This window comes from Rhizobium sp. SEMIA 4085 (assembly GCF_013004495.1).
GTDB classification, from domain to species: Bacteria; Pseudomonadota; Alphaproteobacteria; order Rhizobiales; family Rhizobiaceae; genus Rhizobium; species Rhizobium gallicum.
On sequence record NZ_JABEPH010000060.1, the window covers coordinates 1 to 21,294 of the forward strand.

At 60.3% G+C, this 21,294-nt stretch carries 21 protein-coding genes and 1 pseudogene; 7 read left to right on the plus strand and 15 right to left on the minus strand.

Features of this window, described 5'->3' with window-relative positions; translation table 11 throughout:
* The 9 genes from C9413_RS08870 to phnG all read right to left on the minus strand — a co-directional run.
* The coding region (locus C9413_RS08870; protein ID WP_170250372.1) for an alpha-D-ribose 1-methylphosphonate 5-triphosphate diphosphatase at positions 1 to 799 on the minus strand (799 nt) is incomplete at its 3' end.
* Between the two features lie 11 nt (positions 800 to 810).
* The gene (locus C9413_RS08875) at positions 811 to 1,506 is read right to left on the minus strand and encodes a DUF1045 domain-containing protein (RefSeq protein WP_039846569.1); all 696 of its coding nucleotides are present in this window, start codon (positions 1,504 to 1,506) and stop codon (positions 811 to 813) included.
* 150 nt (positions 1,507 to 1,656) lie between these two features.
* Entirely contained in the window at positions 1,657 to 2,274 is a 618-nt protein-coding gene (locus tag C9413_RS08880; RefSeq protein ID WP_039843534.1) for a DapH/DapD/GlmU-related protein, read from the minus strand.
* A complete protein-coding gene (phnL, locus tag C9413_RS08885) occupies positions 2,271 to 2,981 on the minus strand; it encodes a phosphonate C-P lyase system protein PhnL (RefSeq protein ID WP_039843535.1) in 711 nt (236 codons plus the stop codon). The genes C9413_RS08880 and phnL overlap by 4 nt, the downstream gene beginning before the upstream one ends.
* A gap of 12 nt (positions 2,982 to 2,993) precedes the next feature.
* On the minus strand, positions 2,994 to 3,770 hold the full coding sequence (gene phnK / locus C9413_RS08890; protein WP_022713271.1) for a phosphonate C-P lyase system protein PhnK: 777 nt from the start codon (positions 3,768 to 3,770) through the stop codon (positions 2,994 to 2,996).
* Entirely contained in the window at positions 3,767 to 4,645 is an 879-nt protein-coding gene (locus C9413_RS08895; RefSeq protein WP_039843536.1) for an alpha-D-ribose 1-methylphosphonate 5-phosphate C-P-lyase PhnJ, read from the minus strand. The genes phnK and C9413_RS08895 overlap by 4 nt, the downstream gene beginning before the upstream one ends.
* Positions 4,642 to 5,748 (minus strand): carbon-phosphorus lyase complex subunit PhnI, encoded by a 1,107-nt coding sequence (locus C9413_RS08900; RefSeq protein WP_039843537.1) that lies wholly within the window; start codon positions 5,746 to 5,748, stop codon positions 4,642 to 4,644. The genes C9413_RS08895 and C9413_RS08900 overlap by 4 nt, the downstream gene beginning before the upstream one ends.
* A 3-nt stretch (positions 5,749 to 5,751) precedes the next feature.
* The gene (gene phnH / locus C9413_RS08905; RefSeq protein WP_039843538.1) at positions 5,752 to 6,360 is read right to left on the minus strand and encodes a phosphonate C-P lyase system protein PhnH; all 609 of its coding nucleotides are present in this window, start codon (positions 6,358 to 6,360) and stop codon (positions 5,752 to 5,754) included.
* The gene (gene phnG, locus C9413_RS08910) at positions 6,360 to 6,836 is read right to left on the minus strand and encodes a phosphonate C-P lyase system protein PhnG (protein ID WP_039843539.1); all 477 of its coding nucleotides are present in this window, start codon (positions 6,834 to 6,836) and stop codon (positions 6,360 to 6,362) included. Before phnG ends, phnH begins: the two co-directional genes overlap by 1 nt.
* 116 nt (positions 6,837 to 6,952) lie before the next feature.
* Here phnG and phnF point away from each other — a divergent pair, with 116 nt between their 5' ends.
* A complete protein-coding gene (phnF, locus tag C9413_RS08915) occupies positions 6,953 to 7,690 on the plus strand; it encodes a phosphonate metabolism transcriptional regulator PhnF (RefSeq protein WP_170250373.1) in 738 nt (245 codons plus the stop codon).
* 50 nt (positions 7,691 to 7,740) lie between these two features.
* On the opposite strand, the gene C9413_RS08920 is transcribed toward phnF, so the two are convergent.
* From C9413_RS08920 to mepA, 6 genes are all read right to left on the minus strand, one after another.
* On the minus strand, positions 7,741 to 8,376 hold the full coding sequence (locus C9413_RS08920; RefSeq protein WP_039843541.1) for a 2,3-bisphosphoglycerate-dependent phosphoglycerate mutase: 636 nt from the start codon (positions 8,374 to 8,376) through the stop codon (positions 7,741 to 7,743).
* A 22-nt stretch (positions 8,377 to 8,398) separates the two neighbouring features.
* Complete coding sequence (gene dapB, locus C9413_RS08925; RefSeq protein ID WP_039843542.1) at positions 8,399 to 9,223, minus strand: 4-hydroxy-tetrahydrodipicolinate reductase; 825 nt, start codon at positions 9,221 to 9,223, stop codon at positions 8,399 to 8,401.
* 18 nt (positions 9,224 to 9,241) lie between these two features.
* The gene (locus C9413_RS08930; protein WP_039843543.1) at positions 9,242 to 11,029 is read right to left on the minus strand and encodes an ABC transporter ATP-binding protein; all 1,788 of its coding nucleotides are present in this window, start codon (positions 11,027 to 11,029) and stop codon (positions 9,242 to 9,244) included.
* 95 nt (positions 11,030 to 11,124) lie between these two features.
* Positions 11,125 to 12,150, minus strand: a complete 1,026-nt coding sequence (locus C9413_RS08935) for a glucokinase (protein ID WP_039843544.1) — start codon at positions 12,148 to 12,150, stop codon at positions 11,125 to 11,127.
* Positions 12,151 to 12,164: 14 nt separating this feature from the next.
* Positions 12,165 to 12,545: a methylglyoxal synthase gene (locus tag C9413_RS08940; RefSeq protein ID WP_170250374.1), complete on the minus strand. Its 381-nt coding sequence runs from the start codon at positions 12,543 to 12,545 to the stop codon at positions 12,165 to 12,167.
* 88 nt (positions 12,546 to 12,633) lie between these two features.
* On the minus strand, positions 12,634 to 13,689 hold the full coding sequence (mepA, locus tag C9413_RS08945) for a penicillin-insensitive murein endopeptidase (RefSeq protein WP_039843545.1): 1,056 nt from the start codon (positions 13,687 to 13,689) through the stop codon (positions 12,634 to 12,636).
* 241 nt (positions 13,690 to 13,930) lie between these two features.
* Here mepA and C9413_RS08950 point away from each other — a divergent pair, with 241 nt between their 5' ends.
* The 6 genes and pseudogenes from C9413_RS08950 (at position 13,931) to C9413_RS08975 (ending at position 21,182) form a co-directional block, all read left to right on the plus strand.
* Complete coding sequence (locus C9413_RS08950; RefSeq protein ID WP_039843546.1) at positions 13,931 to 15,766, plus strand: extracellular solute-binding protein; 1,836 nt, start codon at positions 13,931 to 13,933, stop codon at positions 15,764 to 15,766.
* A 161-nt stretch (positions 15,767 to 15,927) separates the two neighbouring features.
* The gene (locus C9413_RS08955; protein WP_022713284.1) at positions 15,928 to 17,013 is read left to right on the plus strand and encodes a microcin C ABC transporter permease YejB; all 1,086 of its coding nucleotides are present in this window, start codon (positions 15,928 to 15,930) and stop codon (positions 17,011 to 17,013) included.
* A pseudogene (locus tag C9413_RS08960) lies at positions 17,013 to 18,161 on the plus strand (ABC transporter permease). The gene C9413_RS08955 and the pseudogene C9413_RS08960 overlap by 1 nt, the downstream one beginning before the upstream one ends.
* On the plus strand, positions 18,158 to 19,795 hold the full coding sequence (locus tag C9413_RS08965; protein WP_039843548.1) for an ABC transporter ATP-binding protein: 1,638 nt from the start codon (positions 18,158 to 18,160) through the stop codon (positions 19,793 to 19,795). Before C9413_RS08960 ends, C9413_RS08965 begins: the two are co-directional and overlap by 4 nt.
* Positions 19,796 to 19,802: 7 nt before the next feature.
* Positions 19,803 to 20,762, plus strand: coding sequence for a glyoxylate/hydroxypyruvate reductase A (locus C9413_RS08970; protein WP_039843549.1), 960 nt, complete (start codon positions 19,803 to 19,805; stop codon positions 20,760 to 20,762).
* Between the two features lie 96 nt (positions 20,763 to 20,858).
* Entirely contained in the window at positions 20,859 to 21,182 is a 324-nt protein-coding gene (locus C9413_RS08975) for a hypothetical protein (protein ID WP_170250375.1), read from the plus strand.
* Positions 21,183 to 21,294: the final 112 nt, after the last annotated feature.

Genomic DNA, 21,294 nt, shown 5'->3' on the forward strand with positions numbered 1-21,294 from the left:
TCCCGTGCGTGTGCGATGCCTTGGCGGCGTCGAAGCTCGTTGGAAACTCCGCAAGGCGCACGCCGTTTTCGATCGCCTCGTCGACATGGGCAAGTGTCGCATCGTCGTGGCTCGCAACGGTGATACCACGCTCCTTGCAGACCTTGGCGATCGCGGAGCGGTGCGGCGTCGAATTGCGAGCGGATTCGCCGAGGCGCTTTTCGATGAAGCGCGCGAACGCCTCGTCCGAAAGGCCGCGCTTCTTCTGATAGTAGAAGACGTACTGATCCATCGTCTGGAACTGACGCTGGCCCGGCGCGTGGTCCATCAGCGAAACGAGGCGGACATAGGGATCGTCCTCGAAGTCTGCGAAATGCGCCAGCACGTTGTCGGCCGAAACTTCGCAGCGCAGGTGGATCAGGTGTTCCGCGCGAAGCCGGCCTTCCTGCTCGGCCTTCTGGATGGCGTCAGCCATCTCGCGCATTTCGCCGTGTTCAAAGCCACCGTCCTCGTCCGCGCCCATGCGCAGGCAGTCGAAAACGGTGGTGATGCCAGAGGTGACGATCTGGGCGTCATGGGCCTGGATGGCCGCCGTCTTGTTCCAGCGCAGGCCCGGGCGAGGCGAATAGTGGCCTTCCAGATGGTCGGTATGGAGTTCGACGAGGCCGGGGATCAGGTAATCGCCTTCGAAATCCTCTCCGTTTGCCGAATTGCCTTCGGAGATATCGGCAATCCTGCCGTCGCGGATCAAGAGCGAGCCATTCACGATCTCGTCTTCAAGAACGATGCGGGCGTTGGAAAGGACTGTCTCTGTGGTCATCTGCGGATCTCTTAGCGTTTGGCGCCGGCAAGCGGCAGCCAGGAATGAATCTTGAACGGTCCGCCGCGCTCTTCTTCGGTGAAGACCGCGAGGCCGGAAATGGAAAGCGGCCGGCCGATGAAGGCGGCGAAACGCTTCTCCAGGATCGATTTCATCAGTGCTGAGCGCTCTTCGGGCACTTGGCCGGTGAGCGTCATGTGGAAACCGAAATCCTCCATTACATAGGGATAACCCCAGCGCATGAGGTTGGCACGCTGGCTTTCCGTCAATTTTTCAGGCTTTCGCCTTGCAATATCGGCCTCGCAAAGCGCTGCGCGAAACGGCTCGAAGGACTTTACCACGCTTGCCGCGAAATCCTGAAGCGGCGCATGCAGAAAACCTGGAACGAGCGCAAAGAAGCGGCCGATCTGCCCGAGGACGAGTTCGGGGATTTCGAATGCCGGTGTACGGCCGGTGAAATCCTCCACGACAGCCATCAAGTCTTTCTCGTTGACCGAAGAGGCAAGCGCAAAAGGCGCCTTTATAGTCGCATGAAAGCCGTAACGGCGCGGATCGGCTGTCAGCTCGAATTGCTCCGCGGCCGTCATCCCATCTTCCTCTGGAGCCGGGTAAGTTTCGCCCACAAATGCGTCGCGCCCGAGCCAGATCGAGGCTGCGCCCGTCAGGGGATCGTTCTTTGGCGGCGTGAAATAGAGGGCGTAGCGCAAAAGTCTTGTCCTGAAAAGATGGTCGGGCAGAGCCGCAATGTCAGCGATTTGGCGATGGACTGCAAGCAAGCTCCCCGGCTAAAAGATTTCCGTGACAGAATGATGATCAAGCGGCGACATCGATCTTTCAGCGGCCTTGCCCGCAGAGCTTTAGCCATCATGCCGGCAAAGGAAGGCTTCGGCCGACAGCGCCCGGAAATCCTCGAGCGCTGCGCGCAATCTTGAATGCTCCCAATCCCACCAGGCAAGTTTGTCCATCCGCTCACCGATTTCCTTGGGGAAGCGTTCACGAATAAGCTTTGCAGGAACGCCGCCGACGATCGTGTAGGATGCAACATCGTTCGAGACGACGGCGCCGGCTCCAACCACCGAACCATTGCCGACAGTGACGCCGGGCAGGATGGTGGCCCCGTGGCCGATCCAGACATCATGACCGATGACGACGCGGTTGGAACGTCGCCATTCGAAGAATTCCGTCTCCATGTTCGCATCCGGCCAGTAGTCCGCGGCGCGATAGGTGAAGTGATGCAACGTCGCACGCCATGTCGGATGGTTGGTCGCGTTGATGCGAACTGCGGCGGCAATGTTTACGAACTTGCCGATCGTCGCGCACCAGATGGAGCCGTCCTGCATGATGTAGGAATAATCGCCGAATTCGACTTCGCTGATCCGGCAGCGTTCGGATATTTCCGTATAACGGCCAAGTGTGGCATCGCTGACGGAGGCGGTCTCATGAATATAGGGCGTGTCGCCCAGCTTCCGGCTCATGCTGCGACCGCCTTTCGCGGCGAAAACTGCTGGACGTCGAGGATGCGATCGGCGACCGCCTCTCGCACCTCCTCGTCATGGAATATGCCGAGAAGCGCAACGCCGGTCTTTTTTTTCTCCGCGATCATGCCGACGACCACGGCGCGGTTTGTCGCATCGAGAGAAGCGGTCGGCTCATCGAGCAGCAGCACCGTATGCTCTGTGATAAAACCGCGAGCGATGTTGACGCGCTGCTGCTCGCCACCCGAGAAAGTCGCAGGCGGCAGTTGCCATAACGCTTCGGGAAGATTGAGCTTTTCAAGCAGTGCTGCGGCTTTTTCGCGAGCGCCGGCTGCGGCCTCTCCGCGGGCAACCAGTGGTTCGGCAACGACATCGATCGCGGCAACGCGCGGCACGGTGCGCAGGAACTGGCTGACATAGCCCAGCGTATGACGGCGGACATCGATAACGGCGCGTGGGTCCGCAGCGGCAAGATCGACAACCCGGCCTTTGTGACTGATCAGGATCTGGCCGGTGTCGACGGCGTAGTTGCCGTAAATCATTTTGAGCAGCGAACTCTTGCCGATGCCAGAAGGGCCCCCAAGGACGACGCATTCGCTGGCAGCAACGGAGAAGGCGACATCGGAGATGACCGGCAGCTTGATGCCATCGCGCAAATGCATCGTGAAGCTCTTCGAGACTTCGGAAATGACGAGGGGCGTTGCCATGATTGTTGCCTTTCAGACCTGCAGGATCGATGAGACGAGCAATTGTGTGTAGGGCTCGCGCGGGTCATCGAGCACCCGATCGGTCAGACCGTGCTCAATGACATAGCCATCCTTCATCACCATCATGCGATGCGAGAGCAGACGCGCGACGGCGAGATCGTGCGTGACGATGATGGCCGAAAGGCCGAGATCATTGACGAGACCTCGAACCAGATCGAGCAGGCGCGCCTGAACCGAGACGTCGAGGCCGCCGGTTGGTTCGTCCATGAAGACGAGCCGCGGGCTGGTGACGAGATTGCGGGCGATCTGCAGGCGCTGGCGCATGCCGCCCGAAAAAGCGCGGGGCTGATCATCAATGCGGCCGGCGTCGATTTCGACACGCTCCAGCCAGTCGATGGCAGTCGAGCGGATTTTGCCGTAGTGCCGGTCGCCGATCGCCATCAGCCGTTCGCCGACATTGGCCCCGGCCGACACCGTCATGCGCAGGCCGTCGGCCGGATTCTGGTGCACGAAACCCCAATCGGTGCGCATCAGGAAGCGACGCTCTGCCTCGTTCATGCGGTAGAGATCGCGATAGTTTCCGTCGCGCATATGATATTCGACGCTGCCGGTCGTCGGCATCAGGCGCGTCGAGATACAATTGAGTAGCGTCGTTTTGCCGGAACCGGATTCGCCCACGACGGCCAGCACTTCGCCCGGCCAGAGCTCGAAAGAGGCATTCCGGCAGCCGATACGATTGCCATAGAATTTCGAAACGTCGTTGACTTTGAGGAGAGGGGTGTCGGTCACTCCGCAGCCTCCTTCGGCGCAAGCATCTCGCCTGCATGTCCCTGCTCGCGGCGGTCTTCGCAATGGTCGGTATCGGAGCAGACGAACATCCGGCCGCCCTTATCGTCGAGGATCACTTCGTCGAGATAGACATCCTCCGCGCCGCAAAGCGCGCAGGGTTTGCCGAAGCGCTGGATTTCAAAAGGGTAGTCTTCGAAATCGAGGCTGACGACTTCCGTATGGGGCGGCACGGCATAGATCCGTTTCTCGCGGCCGGCGCCGAAGAGCTGCAGCGCGTTCGACAGATGCATTTTCGGATTGTCGAATTTTGGCGTCGGCGAAGGATCCATCACGTAGCGGCCGGCGACCTTCACCGGATAGGCATATGTCTTGGAGATGCGGCCGTTATGGGCGATGTCCTCATAGAGCTTCACATGCATGAGGCCGTATTCTTCTAGCGCATGCATCTTTCGCGTTTCGGTTTCACGTGGCTCGAGGAAGCGGAGCGGTTCGGGGATCGGCACTTGGTAGACGAGCACTTGGTTGGCTCCGAGCGTTTCTTCCGGGATGCGGTGGCGCGTCTGGATGATCGTCGCGTCCCTGGTGTGGGTGGTCACCGCGACGTTTGCGACCTTCTGGAAGAAGGCGCGGATGGAGACAGCGTTTGTGGTGTCGTCGGCGCCCTGGTCGATGACCTTGAGCACGTCGTCCGGCCCGATGATTGAAGCAGTCACCTGCACTCCACCGGTGCCCCACCCATAGGGCATGGGCATTTCGCGCGAAGCAAAAGGCACCTGATAACCGGGAATCGCGATTGCCTTGAGGATGGCGCGGCGGATCATCCGCTTGGTCTGCTCGTCGAGATAGGCGAAGTTGTAGCTGGCAAGATCACTCATTCGGCCGCCTCCTTGATGGTGTCGCCGCCGGCTCGGTTTGCCTCGAAGTCGCGGCGCATGCGGCGGACAAGGTCCAGTTCGGCCTGAAAATCCACATAGTGCGGCAATTTCAGATGCTCGACGAAACCGGTCGCCTGGACATTGTCGGAGTGAGAAATGACGAATTCCTCGTCCTGTGCCGGCGCCGTGATGTCTTCCCCGAGCTCTTCGGCGCGTAGCGCGCGATCGACCAGCGACATCGACATCGCCTTCCGTTCGCTCTGGCCGAAGACGAGGCCGTAGCCGCGCGTGAACTGCGGCGGTGCCTTGGCCGAACCCTTGAACTGATTGACCATCTGGCATTCGGTCAATTGGATCGCGCCAAGCGACACGGCAAAGCCGAGTTCGGGAACATAAAACTCCACTTCGACCTCGCCGATGCGGATTTCCCCCGTGAAGGGATGATTGCGGCCGTAGCCTCGTTGCGTGGAGTAGCCGAGTGCCAGGAGGAAGCCCTCGTCGCCGCGGGCGAGCGCCTGCAGGCGAAGGTCGCGGCTCATCGGAAATTCCATCGGTTCACGAGTAAGGTCACCGATCTCGTGATCCTCCGGCATATCGCCGTCGGCCTCGATCAGCCCCTCCTGGCCAAGGATCTCCGACACGCGGATCATGCGGCCGGCTTCGGCAGGGCGTTGCGCCGGTTCTTCAACGGTCTCGTCGGAAAGCAGCGAAGGATCGAGCAGTCGGTGCGTATAGTCGAAGGTCGGACCGAGAAGCTGGCCGCCCGGCAAATCCTTGTAGGTCGCCGAAACGCGGCGCTCGATCTTCATCGCCGCGGTGTCGAGCGGTTTCGAATAGCCGAAGCGTGGCAGCGTCGTGCGATAGGCGCGCAGCAGGAAAATTGCCTCGATCATGTCGCCGCGCGATTGACGGACGGCAAGTGCGGCGAGCGTGCGGTCGTAGAGCGAGGCTTCCGCCATGACACGGTCGACGGCAAGGGCCAGCTGTGCGACGATCTGGTCGATGCCGATCGCAGGCAGCGAGCGGTCGCCGCGACGGCGGTCGGCAAGCAGGCGATGGGCGTTCTCGATGGCGGCCTCACCCCCTTTGACGGCAACATACATGGCTCACATCTCCGTTGCGATGATCTTGGTGGTGCGCGGCAAGCAGAGGAAACGGCTGCCTGCCGTCAGCACGAGGTCGATGCCACGCGGAAAGAGGGCGTGGTTTTCCGTCCAGAGCCGCAGGAACGCCTCTGGCAGGCCAACAGGCGCAATCTCGTTCACGCTTTGAATGCCGGGGCCTGTCAAGGCCAGCCGGCGGCCGCCTTCGAGTCCTGCAAGTTCGACGATCAGCGTTGTCGAGCGATCAGGATATTCCTGCGTGCCTAAGGCAAAGAGTCCGAACGAGGAAAGCGTCACGCCGTGCTCAATAAAGGCAAAGCTGGCTTCGGCCCTTTGAGGCACCACGGGCGCGCCGGTGTGAAAGCCGAGCCAATCAAGCATTGCCGATTTCGCGAGCCCCGAAGAGAGCCAAACCGGTGTATCATGGTCGCACAGTGTCAGCGCAATTGCACCTGCAGCTACGCCAAGTGGCGCAGGTGGCGCAACTTCGGGCGCGATGGTCTGGATCGTGCCGGGACGCGCCATGCCATCCATCATGGTCTTGAAGACGCTTTGGGCGTGGAAGACCGGTTCGGCAAAACCACCTGTCAGGGCTTCTGTCTTGAGGCTCATCAGTCGTCTCCGCGCACCATGGTGAAGAAATCGACCCGTGTCGCCGCCGTCTCGTCCGCCTTGCGGCGATCGACCCCAGCGATCCGCGCCGCGATCGGCGAAAGCAGCCTCTCCTCGACGAAATCCTTCATCGCATCGTCCTGCCACAGTGCGTCGAAGATCGCGGCAAGCCTTACCTTTTCGCGGTCCGTGCCGAGCGCCTGTGCATGACCCACGGCGCCGGAACCAAGCCGTATTGTTGCGCGCGTAACCGTGACCTCGCCGAGATTGAAGGCGGCGCCGCCGCCGCCGATGCGGCCGCGCACCATCACCAGACCGGTTTCCGGCCCGCGCACCGGTTGAACCGATGGCTTTTCAGCGAGTGCGTCAAAGGCACCAACGAGTTCGTGCGGGTCAGCCCGCGCGAGAAGATCGGCAACGCGCTTGCGATCAATCTCGGGCTGGGTCGCAAGGCGCTTTTGTTTCGCTGACGTCATCGCCGCTCCTTTAAATGTCTATTGATATAGACAACCATACAAGGTATTTGTAGCCTTAAGGTGAAGACGTGACAAGCGTGTGACATCACTCAAGGGAACGTGCGGGGCGGGAACGAATGGCCGGACTGAACCAGGTACAGAGACAGACGGGCGTGGCGCTCTGGCGCCAGATCGCGGACCGGATTCGCGACGCAATCAGTGCCGGGGCTTATGACGAGACCGGCATGGTGCCGCCGGAAACTGTCCTGGCGCTGCAATTCGGCGTCAATCGCCATACGGTCAGAAGCGCGCTTGCCGCCCTTGCTCAGGAAGGCATCGTGCGCGCAGTGCAGGGCCGCGGCACCTTGATCGAGCGGAAGGACAGGCTGAATTTTCCGATCACGCGGCGTACGCGCTTCACCGCCGGTATTGGCGCTCAGGCGCGCGAGATGCGCGGCCTGCTGCTTGACCATGCGCAAGAGAGGGCTGATGCTGACGTTGCGCGCTGGCTGAAGCTTAGGTCCGGGACGGGGGTGATCCGTCTCGAAACATTGCGCCTGGCCGACAAGCGGCCGGTATCTTGCGCAACGACATGGTTTCCGGCCGACCGGTTTGCCGGTATCGACGAAGTCTATCGCAAGACGGAATCGATCCCCAAGGCCTTTGCCGACCCCGGACTGCCGGATTACGTCCGCGCAACGACCGAGATTACCGCCGCTCACGCCGATTCACACGACATCGCCACGCTGGAATTGACGCCAGGCGCCATCCTGCTCATCGCCAAGGCAATGAATACCGATCTTGACGGCGTGCCGGTTCAGTATTCGATCAGCCGCTTTGCAGCCGACAGGGTGCAGTTCACGATAGAGAATTGAATTGAAAAAGCCGGGCAGCGAGCCCGGCTTTTGAATGAGATGTCGAAGGCTTAATGCGCCCCGGACATATCGCCGAGCACTTCCTTGGAAGCGACGGTGGAGTCGGCATTGAGCTTGTAGACCATGGGAACGCCGGTCGCGAGGTTGAGTGCCAGGATCTGTTCCTTGGTCAGGCGGTCCAGCACCATGACCAGCGAACGCAGCGAGTTGCCGTGGGCAGCGACGAGCACTTTTTCACCGCGCAGTACGCGTGGCAAGATCTCGGTGAGATAGTAAGGCCAGACGCGCGCGCCGGTGTCGCGCAGGCTTTCGCCGCCAGGAGGCGGGACGTCGTAGGAACGCCGCCAGATATGAACCTGCTCCTCGCCCCATTTGGCGCGGGCATCGTCCTTGTTGAGGCCCGAGAGGTCACCGTAGTCGCGCTCGTTCAGCGCCTGGTCGCGGATGGTCTTGAGGTCAGGCTGGCCAATCTTGTCGAGAATGAGCGTCAGCGTGTGCTGCGCACGCACGAGCGCCGACGTGAAGGCGACATCGAATTTTATGCCGTAGTCGGCAAGCGCCTGCCCTCCCGTATTGGCTTCTTCGATGCCAAGTTCGGTGAGATCCGGGTCCTTCCAGCCGGTGAAGAGATTTTTCAGGTTCCAGTCGCTCTGGCCGTGGCGAACGAGGACGAGGGTGCCGCTCATGAAATATGCCTCCGTAGTGAGATCAATGTGAGGAGAGCCCGAGCACGTCGAGCATGGAGTAAAAGCCGGGCTTCTTGTCGCGCGCCCAGAGTGCCGCCTTGATGGCGCCGCGCGCGAAGATCGAGCGGTCAGCGGCGCTGTGCGACATCGATACTATCTCGCCTTCTCCGGCGAAGAGAACGGAATGTTCGCCGATCACCGAACCGCCGCGCAGCGTCGCAAAACCGACCGTACCCGTCTCGCGCGCGCCGGTATGGCCGTCGCGGACGCGGACGGATTGCGACGACAGGTCGATATTCCGGCCTTTGGCGGCAGCTTCTCCCAGAAGCAGTGCGGTGCCCGACGGCGCATCGACCTTGCGCTTGTGGTGCATTTCGAGGATTTCGATATCCCAATCGGCAGCATCGAGCGCTCGTGCAGCTTGCTCTACGAAAACGCTGAGAAGGTTCACGCCAAGGCTCATATTGCCCGATTTCACGATACGCGCATGACGCGATGCTGCCGCGATCTTGGCGTTATCCGCATCCGAACACCCGGTGGTGCCGATGACATGGACGATGCGCGCCTGGGCGGCGAGTGCAGCAAATTCGTTTGTCGTCCCGGGCGTTGTAAAATCCAGGAGGCCGTCGGCATGAAGAAAGGCCGCGAGAGGGTCGTCCCCAATTATGACGCCGTTCGGTCCAAGGCCTGCGATTTCGCCTGCATCCTTGCCGACGAATGGCGAGCCGGGCCGGGCCACGGCCGCATGCAGCGTGACACCCTCCATGGAATCGATAAGCCGGATCAGCGTTTGTCCCATGCGACCCGCTGCCCCAACCACCACCAGCTTCATCGCAGCATCGCTCATGTCAGCTCATAATCCGTGTCAAAAAGAATCGGAGGCGGCGGGCCGCTGAAGATTGTTGAGGCGAGCGTAAAGTCCGTCGTTGCGCTTCGCAAGCGTCTCGTGATTGCCTTCTTCGACGACACGGCCCTGCTGCATCACGACCATCTTGTCGGCACGTACGACCGTCGAAAGACGATGGGCGATGACGACGACGGTGCGGCCGGTCATCGCTTCATCGAGCGCCCTCTGCACGGCCGCTTCGGATTCCGTATCGAGTGCCGATGTAGCCTCGTCGAGAAGCAGGATCGGCGCTTTCCGGACGAGCGCCCGGGCGATCGACAGTCGCTGGCGCTGGCCGCCTGACAGCGTCACGCCGTTTTCGCCGACGGGCGTGTCGTAGCCGTTGGATTGCGCGAGGATGAATTCATGGGCGTAGGCAAGCCGGGCAGCCTCTTCGACCTCGGCGTCCGTCGCTTCCGGCCGCCCGTATCGGATGTTTTCGCGGATCGTGCCTTCGAAGAGATACGGCTGCTGCGACACATAGGCGAGTTGCTGGCGAAGCGACTGTTTGGTGACGTGTGCAATATCCTGACCATCGATGAAAATCTGTCCGCTCTTCGGGTCGAAGAAGCGTGGAATGAGATTGATGACCGTTGATTTGCCGGCACCGGAAGGGCCCACAAGCGCCGTCGTCTTGCCGCCTTCTGCAACAAAACTCACGTTGTTGAGGATCGGATCGGCACTGTACGCGAAGGACACGTCACGGAATTCGATGCGGGCATCCGTCACATTCAACGGCTTGGCATCAGGAAGGTCGCGCTGACGCGGCTCCATGTCGAGCAGCTCGTAGATCATGCGGGCATTGACGACGGCGCGTTCCAGCTGAACCTGCAGTCTTGCAAGACGGCGGGCCGGATCGTAGGCGAGCAGCAATGCCGTTACGAAGGAGAAGAATGCGCCCGGCGGCACGTTATGATAGATCGAACGGTAAGCGGCATAGGCAAGGATGCTGGCGACGGCGAAACCGGCGAAGGTCTCCGTCATCGGCGCATTGCGCTCCGAGAGGCGCGCGATCCGATTTGCGCGGTTTTCAGCAGCCCCGACAAGCTTGTTGAGCTTGCGTACCAGTTCGCCCTCCATTGTGAAGGCTTTGACGATCGCAATTCCCTGGATCGTTTCCTGCATTGCGCCCAAGACATGGCTGTTGAGATGAATCGCTTCCCTGGTCACCTGACGCAGACGCTTGGAAAGATATCGCAAGCCGTAAAGGAGCGGCGGAGCCAGGATGAAGACTGCAAGACTTAGCAGCGGATCCTGAAAAACCATCACGCCGAGCAGCGCTATGAAAGTGAGCAGGTCTCGCGCAGTCGACGTGATGGTCAGATTCATGACATCGCGGATGCCGCCGACATTCTGGCTGACTTGCGCTGCGATGTGCGCCGAGCGGGCTTCGTTGTAGAAGCCGACGGACAGCGTCATCAGGTGGGCATAAAGGCGCCGCTGGTAGCGCGCCACGATGTTGTTTCCGATCCTGGACAGAGCAACCGCTTGGCCGTAGCTCGCAAAGCCACGCAGTACGAATGCGATGAAGATCGAAAGACAAATGATCCAGACCATGTCCGCACGGCGATTTGCGAAGGCTTCGTCAATGATTACCTTCATGATCCAGGCGGTGAACGCAGTCGAAAGTGCGACAACAACGAGGCAGCTGATCGCGAAAGCATAGCCCCCAATATGATCACGGCCGTTTTCGGCGATGATGCGCTTCAAGACGCCGGTGATGGTATCGCTGCTGACGGTGCGCTTTTTGTTCGCGGACGATTCCAAAAATGAAGCTTCCTGTCTCGGACTACGTGCGCCACATGAGCCGCGCGCTTGGGGCGGCTCTATAAAGAGTTGGCGCGCCTTTGGCTAGAGCGGCGCTATCGGCGCCAGCGGCGGCCTTCGGTCGAGACGCCGAAGCTTGCGGGCTGGCGGGCATAGAAGGAAAGCCCGGCAAGAGCTGCAAGCGGGTGAGTCACCACATAAGTCGGAATCGCCCTCAGCCAGTGCGAGTGCGGCGCTTTGTCCTCGAACGCGGCGCGGAATTCCGACCGTCTCAATGCAGGCAGGATCTTCTGCGAGATGCCGCCTGAAAGATAGACGCCGCCTTTGGCCATGAAGATCATCGCCAGATCGCCCGCGAGCCGGCCGAGGTAAGTTGAAAAAAGCGAGATGGTCTCCACGGCCGTCTTGTCGGTTTCAGCAAGCGCATGAGAGGTGATATCGGCCGGATCGCGGTATTTGGAATCAATGCCGTCCGCCTTGCATATCGCGCGGTAGAGATTGACAATGCCGCGCCCGCAAAGGATCTGTTCGGCCGCAACGCGGCCCTCGATCGTCTCGATATATGGAAAGATTTCCAGATCGCGCATGCTGCGTGGTCCGAGATCGACATGGCCGCCTTCGCCCGGCACCGGGATCCATGAGCCTTGCGCGTGCACAAGCCCGCCAACGCCGAGGCCGGTTCCCGGACCGAGCACAACACGGGAAGCGACAAGCTCTCTCGATGCGGTGCCAATGCGCTCACGATCGTTCTCACCGAGCGCGGAAATTGCCAGTGCCTGCGCCTCGAAGTCGTTGATGACAATCACGTCCTCGATGCCGAGACCTTCAAGCATCGTATGAGGACGGACGATCCAGTCGCAATTGGTCAGCGGAATTTCATCGCCATTGATCGGGCCGGCAACGGCGAGAATAGCCGCCCGCGGGCGCATGTCCGTCTTTGCAAAAACGCCCATCAGGATCGCTTCATCGATGGTTTTGAAATCGGCCGTGCGAACGTTCGGGAAATTGACGGCCTCGGCGGCGGCGTCCGCAAGAATGGAGAAGCGCGCATTCGTTCCGCCGATATCGCCAATCAGGATCGGAAAGGGCAGGTGGGCATCGCTGGTGTTGAGCATGGACATAGCCGGTTCCGTGTCTAGGCGTGCAGAGTCGGGATGAGCTTTTCGGCAGTCGCTTCGTTCAGCGCCATTGGAATATCGTAAACGATTGCAAGCCGCATCAATGCCTTCACGTCAACATCATGCGGCATCGGCGTCAATGGATCGACAAAAAAGATAAGCGCGCCGACTTCACCGGTCGAAATCAATGCGCCGATCTGCTGATCGCCGCCGAGCGGCCCGCTCTTCAGCCGGGTGACATCGAGATCGGGCACCGCGTCGAGGACGCGGCCGCCGGTTGTTCCGGTTGCCACGATCTGCCATTTGGAAAGCTGGTCTTTGTTGCGGCGGGCAAATTCCGCCATCTCGTTCTTCTTCTGGTCATGCGCAATCAATGCGAGGCATTTGCCGCCGGCCATGAAAAAGAACCTCCATCCCATGAATTCAATCGATTTGGCAGCCGCTTCTATAACAAGCCCACGATTTGAAAAACAAGCATTTCCGCTCTTATTGCACCAAGGGCTTGTCGGTGGGAACCGGGCCAACGGCAGGAAGAAGGTCTCCGGCTGCTGCAGGTACGGCCGGTGCGACTGTCAGGGCGGTTGCGGCCGAGCCGCCGTTAGTCGCCGCCATGGATGCAGCGGCCGGCGCATCCAGAACGGCCGCACAAGATTTCGGAAGATCGGACACCATCATTTCGCGCGGGGGCTTAGGTGGCCGGGCATTGGGCTTCGGTGCGGCCCACGGCTCCTTGGTGAACCACCAGGCCAGCGACTTGCCGCAGCCATCGTCGTCGGTAATTGGCGCCTGCGGCTTGCAGGCCGCAGCGCCCGGCGGACATTTCATACGAATGTGGAAATGCGAATCGTGGCCGTAGATCGGGCGCAGCTTGCCGAGGTTCGTGCGGTCGCCCGTCCAGGTGTCGCACATCTTTTTCTTGATTGCGGGGTTGACGAAAATGCGTTCCACCTCGCGATAGCTTGCCGCAAGCATCAACAGTTTGGCATGGGATTGCGTCCAGACCGTGGGATCGATTGTCAGGAACTTCCCCTTCTGCAGCGTCGTGGTGAAGGGAAGATCTTCGCGCTCCTGCGCTGTCATCCGGCGTGAAGGCATCGGCGTTAGCCAGACGTCGGCATCGAGGCCGATCTGATGCGAGGCGTGGCCGTTGAACATCGGCCCGCCGCGAGGTTGGGCAATATCACCGACCAGCAGCCCCGGCCAGCCGATCTTCTGTCGCGCATCGCGGGACAATTGCTCTAGCAATGCAATCATCGCCGGATCGCCCCAGCGGCGGTTTCGGGAAAGGCGCATCGTCTGCCATGTCGGACCATCCACGGGCAAGGCGACGCCGCCCAGCATGCACCCTTTCGAATAGAAGCCGATCGGTTGGGCCGGGCCCTGTGCGGGCAGGGAAACCGAACCGAAGAGTGCTTTGGCGCTGCCGGGACTCGGCTGTTTCTGCTGTGCTCCCGCATCGCCCGCAATCAGGCTTGCACCGACAATACCCGCCAAAGCGAGTCTGCCGATTGTCTGGAAAGGCGAAGCAAGGCGGAATGTCATGCGGTATCCTGAATGTCTGCCGGAGTGATTTGCATCGAATCTACCGTGAAAAGCAATTTTGGTGAATCGATGTTTTGGCAGCAAGGTTCGGGACGACGTTGGCAAGGCGGCTTGGGAACCCGTGTTCTGGGGCTTGAACTCGGTCAAAATTTTGCGAGATGGACGAAAACGTCACACTTTCCTGTTTTTTGCCTGTATTTCCCGTATTCTCGAAGAAAGCTAAAATGGCGGGGTTTGGTGAATGGCGGTCGCGTGGTCGAAAAGAAGTTTGCTCGTTGCTCTGGTTGCCTTGATCTCCTTGCCACTGGGAGTCTCGGCGCAAGACCAGAACTTCAGGATTGGCTCGTCGACGATAGGCGAACTCAAATACCAGCCCGGCTTCAAGCATTTCGATTACGTCAATCCGGACGCACCGAAAGGCGGGAATCTGAGGCTTTCGACATCCGGCACTTTTGACACCTTCAACCCGCTGCTTGCGAAGGGCGAGGCTGCGATCGGGCTGGCATTGTCCTTCGAAACCTTACTGAAATCTGCCGATGACGAAGTGCTCTCGTCATATGGCCTTCTGGCGGAGGGCGTTTCCTATCCTGACGACGTATCGAGCGCGACGTTCCGGCTTCGCGTGGAGGCGAAATGGGCGGATGGCCGACCTGTGACGCCTGAAGACGTCATCTTCAGCTTCGACAAGACAAAGGAACTTAGCCCGCTTCAGGCCAATTATTACAAGCATGTCGCCAAGGCAGAGAAGGTGGGCGATCGCGATGTGAAGTTCACCTTCGACGAAAAACACAACAAGGAACTGCCCAACATTCTAGGCCAGCTTGTTGTCGTCCCCAAACATTGGTGGGAGGGCACCGGCCCGGATGGCAAGCCTCGGGATATTTCGAAGACGACGCTCGAGCCGGTGATGGGGTCGGGACCATACAAGATCGCTGCCTTCTCCGCAGGCTCCACCATCCGCTACGAGCTGCGGGATGATTATTGGGGAAAGGACATCAATGTGAATGTCGGCCAGAACAACTTCCGTTCGGTCACATACACTTATTTCGGCGACCGTGACGTGGAATTCGAGGCCTTCCGCTCCGGCAATGTCGATTACTGGCAGGAAACGCAGGCAAGCCGCTGGGCCACCGGATACGATTTTCCGGCCGTAATGGAAGGCCGCGTCAAGAAGGAGGAAGTCCCCAACCCGCTGCGTGCCACCGGCATTCTGCAGGCTCTGGTGCCCAACATGCGGCGTGACGTCTTCAAGGACGAGAGGGTGCGCGAGGCGCTGAACTACGGGTTCGATTTCGAAGAGCTGAACCGCACGGTCGCCTTTAATAGCTACAAGCGTATCGACAGCTATTTCTGGAATACCGAGCTTGCCGCTTCCGGCCTGCCGCAAGGCCGGGAACTGGAGATTCTTCAAGGGTTGAAGGACAAGGTGCCGCCGGAAGTCTTCACCGCACCCTACAGCAACCCGGTCGGCGGCGATCCACAGAAGAGCCGCGACAACCTGCGCAAGGCGATCGCGCTTTTCAAGGAGGCCGGCTGGAACCTCAAGGGCAACCGCATGGTCAATGCCAAGACCGGCCAGCCGATGAGTTTCGAGATCCTGCTGTCCAGCCCGATGCTGGAGCGCTGGGTCGTGCCCTACGTCAACAACCTCAAGAAGATCGGCGTGGATGCGCGGGTGCGGACTGTCGATGCCTCGCAATATACCAATCGGGTGCGCAGCTTTGACTACGACATGATCTGGAACGTCTGGGCAGAGACGATGAATCCGGGCAACGAGCAAGCCGACTACTGGGGATCGGGTTCGGTTGCTCAACAGGGCTCCCGCAATTATGCCGGCATTGCCAATCCGGCAGTCGACGCGCTTGTTCGCATGATCATCTTCGCGCCGAACCGCGACGAACAGGTGGCGGCGATCAAGGCCATGGACCGCGTGCTGCTTGCCAACCACTATGTCATACCGCTCTTTTATCGTGACACCTATTGGATTGCCTATTGGAACACGGTCACACGGCCGGCTGAGCTGCCAGCCTACGCCCTTGGCTTTCCGGATGTCTGGTGGTCGAAGGATGCAAAATAGCGGGCTTGCATTGCCGGAACGGCTGGGTTCCAAATGGACCACCCGAATCACTTCGGAAAACCCTGAAAAGCCGGTGCGCCCGGCGGGAAGGCTGGCGGATTGAAGACTCTTGATGCGACGCGCACCGCAATGAATTTCGAGACCTGGAAGGCTGCGCGCTGATGGGAGCATACATTCTTCGACGCCTGCTTTTGATGATACCGACGATTGTCGGCATCATGGCAATTTCCTTTACCGTCATTCAGTTTGCCCCGGGTGGCCCTGTCGAGCAGGTCATCGCGCAGCTGACCGGTCAGGCGGATAGTGCCGACCAAAGGATTTCCGGCGGCGGCGATCTCGCACAGCAGTTTGATGACAGCGGTTCCAGTTACCGCGGTGCCCAGGGCCTGGATCCGGAACTGATCGCCAAGCTCGAAAAGCAGTTCGGCTTCGACAAGCCGCCACTGACGCGCTTTCTGGAAATGATGTGGAATTACATCCGTTTCGATTTCGGCGAGAGCTTCTTCCGCAATACCTCGGTGCTCGATCTCATCAAGGAAAAGCTGCCGGTTTCGGTTTCGCTCGGCATCTGGATCATGATTTTCTCATATGCCATCTCCATTCCGCTCGGCATCCGCAAGGCGGTGAAGGATGGTTCGACCTTCGACGTATGGACGTCCGGCGCCATTATCATCGGTTACGCCGTGCCGAGCTTCTTATTCGGCATCCTCTTGATCGTGCTTTTCGCCGGCGGCTCGTTCTATAACTGGTTTCCGCTCCGCGGATTGGTGTCGGATAATTTCGACCAGCTCGCCTGGTGGCAGAAGCCGCTCGATTATTTCTGGCACCTGACGCTGCCGCTGATTTCGCTCTCGCTTTCCGCCTTTGCGACGACGACGCTGCTGACGAAGAATTCCTTCATCGAGGAGATCAAGAAACAATATGTCACGACGGCCCGCGCCAAAGGGTTGAATGAGCGCCAGGTGCTCTACGGTCATGTCTTCCGCAATGCCATGCTGATCGTCATCGCCAGTTTTCCGGGCGCCTTCATTTCCGCCTTCTTCACCGGCTCGCTGCTGATCGAAAATATCTTCTCGCTCGACGGACTCGGCCGCCTCGGCTATCTCTCGGTCGTCAACCGCGATTACCCGATTGTCTTTGCGACGCTCTACATCTTCTCGCTGCTCGGCCTTTTCGTCAGCCTGCTCTCGGACCTGATCTATACCTGGATCGATCCACGCATCGATTTCGAGCGGAGGGATGTCTGATGGATGCGGCTGCCAATCCGACGCCCGTCACGCCGGTCAAGCCACCGCGCAAGGGCCTGCTTTCCCCAACGAACATTCGCCGCTGGCGGAATTTCAAGGCAAACCGGCGCGGCTACTGGTCGTTCTGGCTGTTCATGGCGCTGTTCGTCCTGACGCTGTTTTCGGAATTCATCGCCAACGACAAGCCGATCATCGCATCCTACAAGGGTGAAATCCTGTTTCCGGTGCTGGTGGATTATCCGGAGGAAAAGTTCGGCGGCTTCCTGGCGGAAACGGATTACCGCTCGGATGTGATTGCCGACGAGATCAAAGCCAATGGCTGGATGATCTGGCCGCCGATCCATTATTCCTATCGATCGGTGAATTCCAACATCCCGCATTCCGCGCCGACGCCGCCGTTCTGGCTGATGAGCAAGGAGGAGCGCTGCTCCGGCTATCCGCAAGGCGTCAACGACCCCAATTGCAACTACGGCAATCTCAACTGGCTCGGAACGGACGACCAGGCGCGCGACGTGCTGGCGCGCATCATCTACGGTTTTCGTGTTTCCGTGCTCTTCGGCTTGGCATTGACCATCTGCTAGGCAATTGTCGGCGTGACGGCCGGCGCCGTGCAAGGTTATTTCGGCGGTTGGACGGACCTGCTACTGCAGCGCTTCATCGAGATATGGTCGTCGATGCCGGTGCTCTACATCTTGCTGATCATCGCCGCGATCCTGCCACCGGGCTTTTTTGTGCTGCTCGGCATCATGCTGCTCTTCTCATGGGTGGGGTTCGTCGGTGTCGTGCGCGCGGAGTTCTTGCGCGCCCGCAACTTCGAATATGTCCGCGCCGCCCGCGCGCTCGGTGTCAATAACCGGACGATCATGTGGCGCCATATGCTGCCGAACGCCATGGTGGCGACCTTGACGTTCCTGCCCTTCATCCTGTCCGGCTCGATCACGACGCTCACTTCGCTCGACTTCCTGGGCTTCGGCATGCCGCCCGGCTCGCCGTCGCTCGGCGAGATGATCGCGCAGGGCAAGGCCAATCTTCAGGCGCCATGGCTGGGGCTGGCGGCCTTCTTCACCATGTCGATCATGCTTTCCCTGCTGATCTTCATCGGCGAGGCCGTTCGCGACGCGTTTGACCCGAGAAAGACCTTCGCATGAGCCAGATGCCTGAACCCCTTCTGTCCGTCCGCGATCTTTCCGTCGCCTTCCATCAAAGCGGTGAAACATCGCTGGCTGTCGATCGCATCTCCTTCGACATCAAGAAGGGCGAGGTCGTCGCGCTGGTCGGCGAATCCGGGTCGGGCAAGTCCGTCTCCGCAAATTCCATCCTGCGGCTTTTGCCTTATCCTGCTGCAAGCCATCCGACTGGCGAAATCTTCTTCAAGGGCAAGGATTTACTCAAGGCATCGGAAAAGGCGCTGCGCGAGGTGCGCGGCAACGACATCACGATGATCTTCCAGGAGCCGATGACCTCGCTCAATCCGCTTCACACGATCGAAAAGCAGATCGCCGAAATCCTCGATCTGCACCAGGGCGTGACGGGCCAGGCGGCCCGCACGCGGGTGCTGGAACTCTTGAACCAAGTCGGCATCCGCGAGCCGGAAAAGCGGCTGAAAGCCTATCCGCACGAGCTTTCCGGCGGCCAGCGCCAGCGCGTCATGATCGCGATGGCACTCGCCAACCGACCCGAACTGCTGATCGCCGACGAGCCGACGACGGCGCTCGATGTCACGGTCCAGGCACAGATATTGGACCTGCTGCGCAAGCTGAAAGGCGCGCACGGCATGTCGCTGCTCTTCATCACCCATGATCTCGGCATCGTCCGCAAGTTCGCTGATCGCGTCTGCGTCATGACCAAAGGCAGGATTGTCGAGACGGGTACGGTCGAAGAGGTCTTCAGCAATCCGAAGCATGACTACACCCGCCATCTCTTGGCCGCGGAGCCGCGCGGCGAGCCGCCTGTTGCCGATCCGTCCAAGCCGTTGGTGATGGAGGGCTCCGATATCCGGGTCTGGTTCCCGATCAAGGCCGGATTGATGCGCAGGGTCGTTGACCATGTGAAGGCCGTCGACGGCATCGATCTTTCGCTGCGCGCCGGCCAGACGCTCGGAGTTGTCGGCGAATCCGGCTCGGGCAAGACGACGCTTGGCCTGGCGCTCACCCGGCTGATTTCCTCCAAAGGGCGCATCAGCTTCGTCGGCAAGGATATAGCGGACTATTCGTTCACCGAAATGCGGCCGCTGCGCAACCAGCTTCAGGTCGTTTTCCAGGATCCTTACGGGTCGCTCAGTCCGCGCATGTCGGTCGGCGATATCATCGCGGAAGGGCTGAAAGTGCATGAGCGCTCGCAGTCCCATGAAGAACGGGACCAGCGCGTCTGCTGGGCGCTGGAAGAAGTTGGCCTCGACCCGCTGACCCGTTGGCGCTATCCGCACGAATTCTCCGGCGGCCAGCGTCAGCGTATCGCGATTGCCCGCGCCATGGTGCTGAAGCCGCGCTTCGTCATGCTCGACGAGCCGACATCGGCGCTCGACATGAGCGTCCAAGCGCAGGTCGTCGATCTGTTGCGCGACCTGCAGAAGAAGCACGATCTGGCCTACCTCTTCATCAGCCACGACCTGAAAGTCGTCAAGGCGCTCGCCAACGACGTCATCGTCATGCGTTTCGGCAAGGTGGTGGAGCAGGGGCCGTCTGCAGAAATTTTCCGCGCGCCGAAAGACGACTATACCAAGGCGCTGATGGCAGCCGCTTTCAATATCGAGGCAGTGCCGACGCCTGCCGTCCAGCAGTAAAAAGATCATGCCCGCAAGACCTCCTGTTCTCATCGATTTGAAGTTCAACCCCGAAGGCATCGCCCGTATTCTGAAAACCGCCTTTCCGGATCGAGGCAGCATCAATCTTGCCGATCCGGCGGCCAAAAGCCGCGATTTGAGCGCGATCGACTATGCGTTGCTGTGGAAGCCGGATGCTGACCTGTTCGAACGCGCACAGAACTTGAAGGTCATCTTCTCGGGCGGTGCCGGCGTTGATAGCTTCATGAACCTTTCGGGGCTGCCCGACGTGCCGATCGTTCGCTTCGTCGACAGCAGCCTGACGGTTCGCATGAGCGAATGGGTGGTGCTGCAGTGCCTGATGCACCTGCGCCGGCAGCGCGAACATGACCGGCATCAGCGCGATCGGATCTGGAGCCAGATGGCGCCGCCGGAAGCTGCGGAAATCACCGTTGGCGTTATGGGACTTGGGGTATTGGGGCAGGATGCCGTTCGCAAGCTGAAGATCATGGGCTTCAACGTCATTGGCTGGTCGCGAAGCCGCAAACGACTTGATGGGATAAAAACCTTCGATGCAAGCGAACTCGATATCTTCCTGTCGAAGACCGATTTCCTCGTCGGCCTGCTGCCGCTAACGCCGGAAACGACGGGCCTTTATGACGCGCGGCTGTTCGCAAAGCTTCATCGGGGCGGTGCACTCGGAAAGCCGGTCTTCATCAATGCCGGGCGCGGCAGGAGCCAGGTGCAACGCGACATCGTTGCGGCGATTGAAAGCGGTGTGCTCGGCGGCGCATCGCTCGACGTCTTCGAGGTCGAGCCGCTCCCGGCAGAAGATCCGCTCTGGGGTTTGGAGTGTGTCTTCATAACCCCGCATGATGCCGCAATCTCCGAAGAGAATGCGCTCTTTCGCCATGTCGAGGCACAGATCGCCCGCTACGAGCGCGGTGAGCCGCTGGAGTTCGTGGTGGACCGGAAGGCAGGCTACTAAGCGCGGTGGAACCATGCCGCCGCATAGCCGTTGCTCCTAGCGACAGTTCTGAGGCGGGCCGGCATACGGCCCGCGAGACATCGAAGGGAGACGAAGATGGCTCGTCAGATGGAAAAGCGCTGGGAAAACGCCGATGGAAGGCGGCATGCCGAAGAGCAGATCTCTGCGGTGAAGGCAAAGCAGGGCCGCACCGGTGCCCGCATCCTGATGGTTCTGGTCGTTGCGCTCATTCTTGCATTCGTCGTTTGGATACCGGTCGAGATCTGGGGCAACCGTGAAGCTGATGAGGTAGCGCCACAGCAGCCCGGTCAGGAAATCCAGTCCCAGTCGCCGGCACCGGCTGCGCCGCCAACCACGCAGAGTGGCGGGGCGGGTCCCACCGCGACGCCGCCAACGCCGCCGCCCGCCCCCACCCGTTAGCCCGCGCCCCCCGCCCCCCCCACGCCCGCCCCGCCGCCGCGCCATCCCTTAGCTCCCGGCGGGCCGCCACAGAGGCCCCGCCGCCCGCGTGGCGCGGGGGCGTTCTTTTGGG

Coding starts and splice junctions, on each gene's coding strand:
- mepA (WP_039843545.1), bottom strand. CDS start 13,689: ATGACATTCCGCCTTGCTTCGCCTTTCCAGACAATCGGCAGACTCGCT.
- C9413_RS08975 (WP_170250375.1), top strand. CDS start 20,859: ATGGCTCGTCAGATGGAAAAGCGCTGGGAAAACGCCGATGGAAGGCGG.
- dapB (WP_039843542.1), bottom strand. CDS start 9,223: ATGAGCGATGCTGCGATGAAGCTGGTGGTGGTTGGGGCAGCGGGTCGC.
- C9413_RS08935 (WP_039843544.1), bottom strand. CDS start 12,150: ATGTCCATGCTCAACACCAGCGATGCCCACCTGCCCTTTCCGATCCTG.
- phnF (WP_170250373.1), top strand. CDS start 6,953: ATGGCCGGACTGAACCAGGTACAGAGACAGACGGGCGTGGCGCTCTGG.
- C9413_RS08880 (WP_039843534.1), bottom strand. CDS start 2,274: ATGAGCCGGAAGCTGGGCGACACGCCCTATATTCATGAGACCGCCTCC.
- C9413_RS08950 (WP_039843546.1), top strand. CDS start 13,931: ATGGCGGTCGCGTGGTCGAAAAGAAGTTTGCTCGTTGCTCTGGTTGCC.
- C9413_RS08900 (WP_039843537.1), bottom strand. CDS start 5,748: ATGTATGTTGCCGTCAAAGGGGGTGAGGCCGCCATCGAGAACGCCCAT.
- C9413_RS08970 (WP_039843549.1), top strand. CDS start 19,803: ATGCCCGCAAGACCTCCTGTTCTCATCGATTTGAAGTTCAACCCCGAA.
- C9413_RS08920 (WP_039843541.1), bottom strand. CDS start 8,376: ATGAGCGGCACCCTCGTCCTCGTTCGCCACGGCCAGAGCGACTGGAAC.
- phnH (WP_039843538.1), bottom strand. CDS start 6,360: ATGAGCCTCAAGACAGAAGCCCTGACAGGTGGTTTTGCCGAACCGGTC.
- phnG (WP_039843539.1), bottom strand. CDS start 6,836: ATGACGTCAGCGAAACAAAAGCGCCTTGCGACCCAGCCCGAGATTGAT.
- C9413_RS08895 (WP_039843536.1), bottom strand. CDS start 4,645: ATGAGTGATCTTGCCAGCTACAACTTCGCCTATCTCGACGAGCAGACC.
- C9413_RS08965 (WP_039843548.1), top strand. CDS start 18,158: ATGAGCCAGATGCCTGAACCCCTTCTGTCCGTCCGCGATCTTTCCGTC.
- C9413_RS08940 (WP_170250374.1), bottom strand. CDS start 12,545: ATGGCCGGCGGCAAATGCCTCGCATTGATTGCGCATGACCAGAAGAAG.
- C9413_RS08955 (WP_022713284.1), top strand. CDS start 15,928: ATGGGAGCATACATTCTTCGACGCCTGCTTTTGATGATACCGACGATT.
- phnL (WP_039843535.1), bottom strand. CDS start 2,981: ATGGCAACGCCCCTCGTCATTTCCGAAGTCTCGAAGAGCTTCACGATG.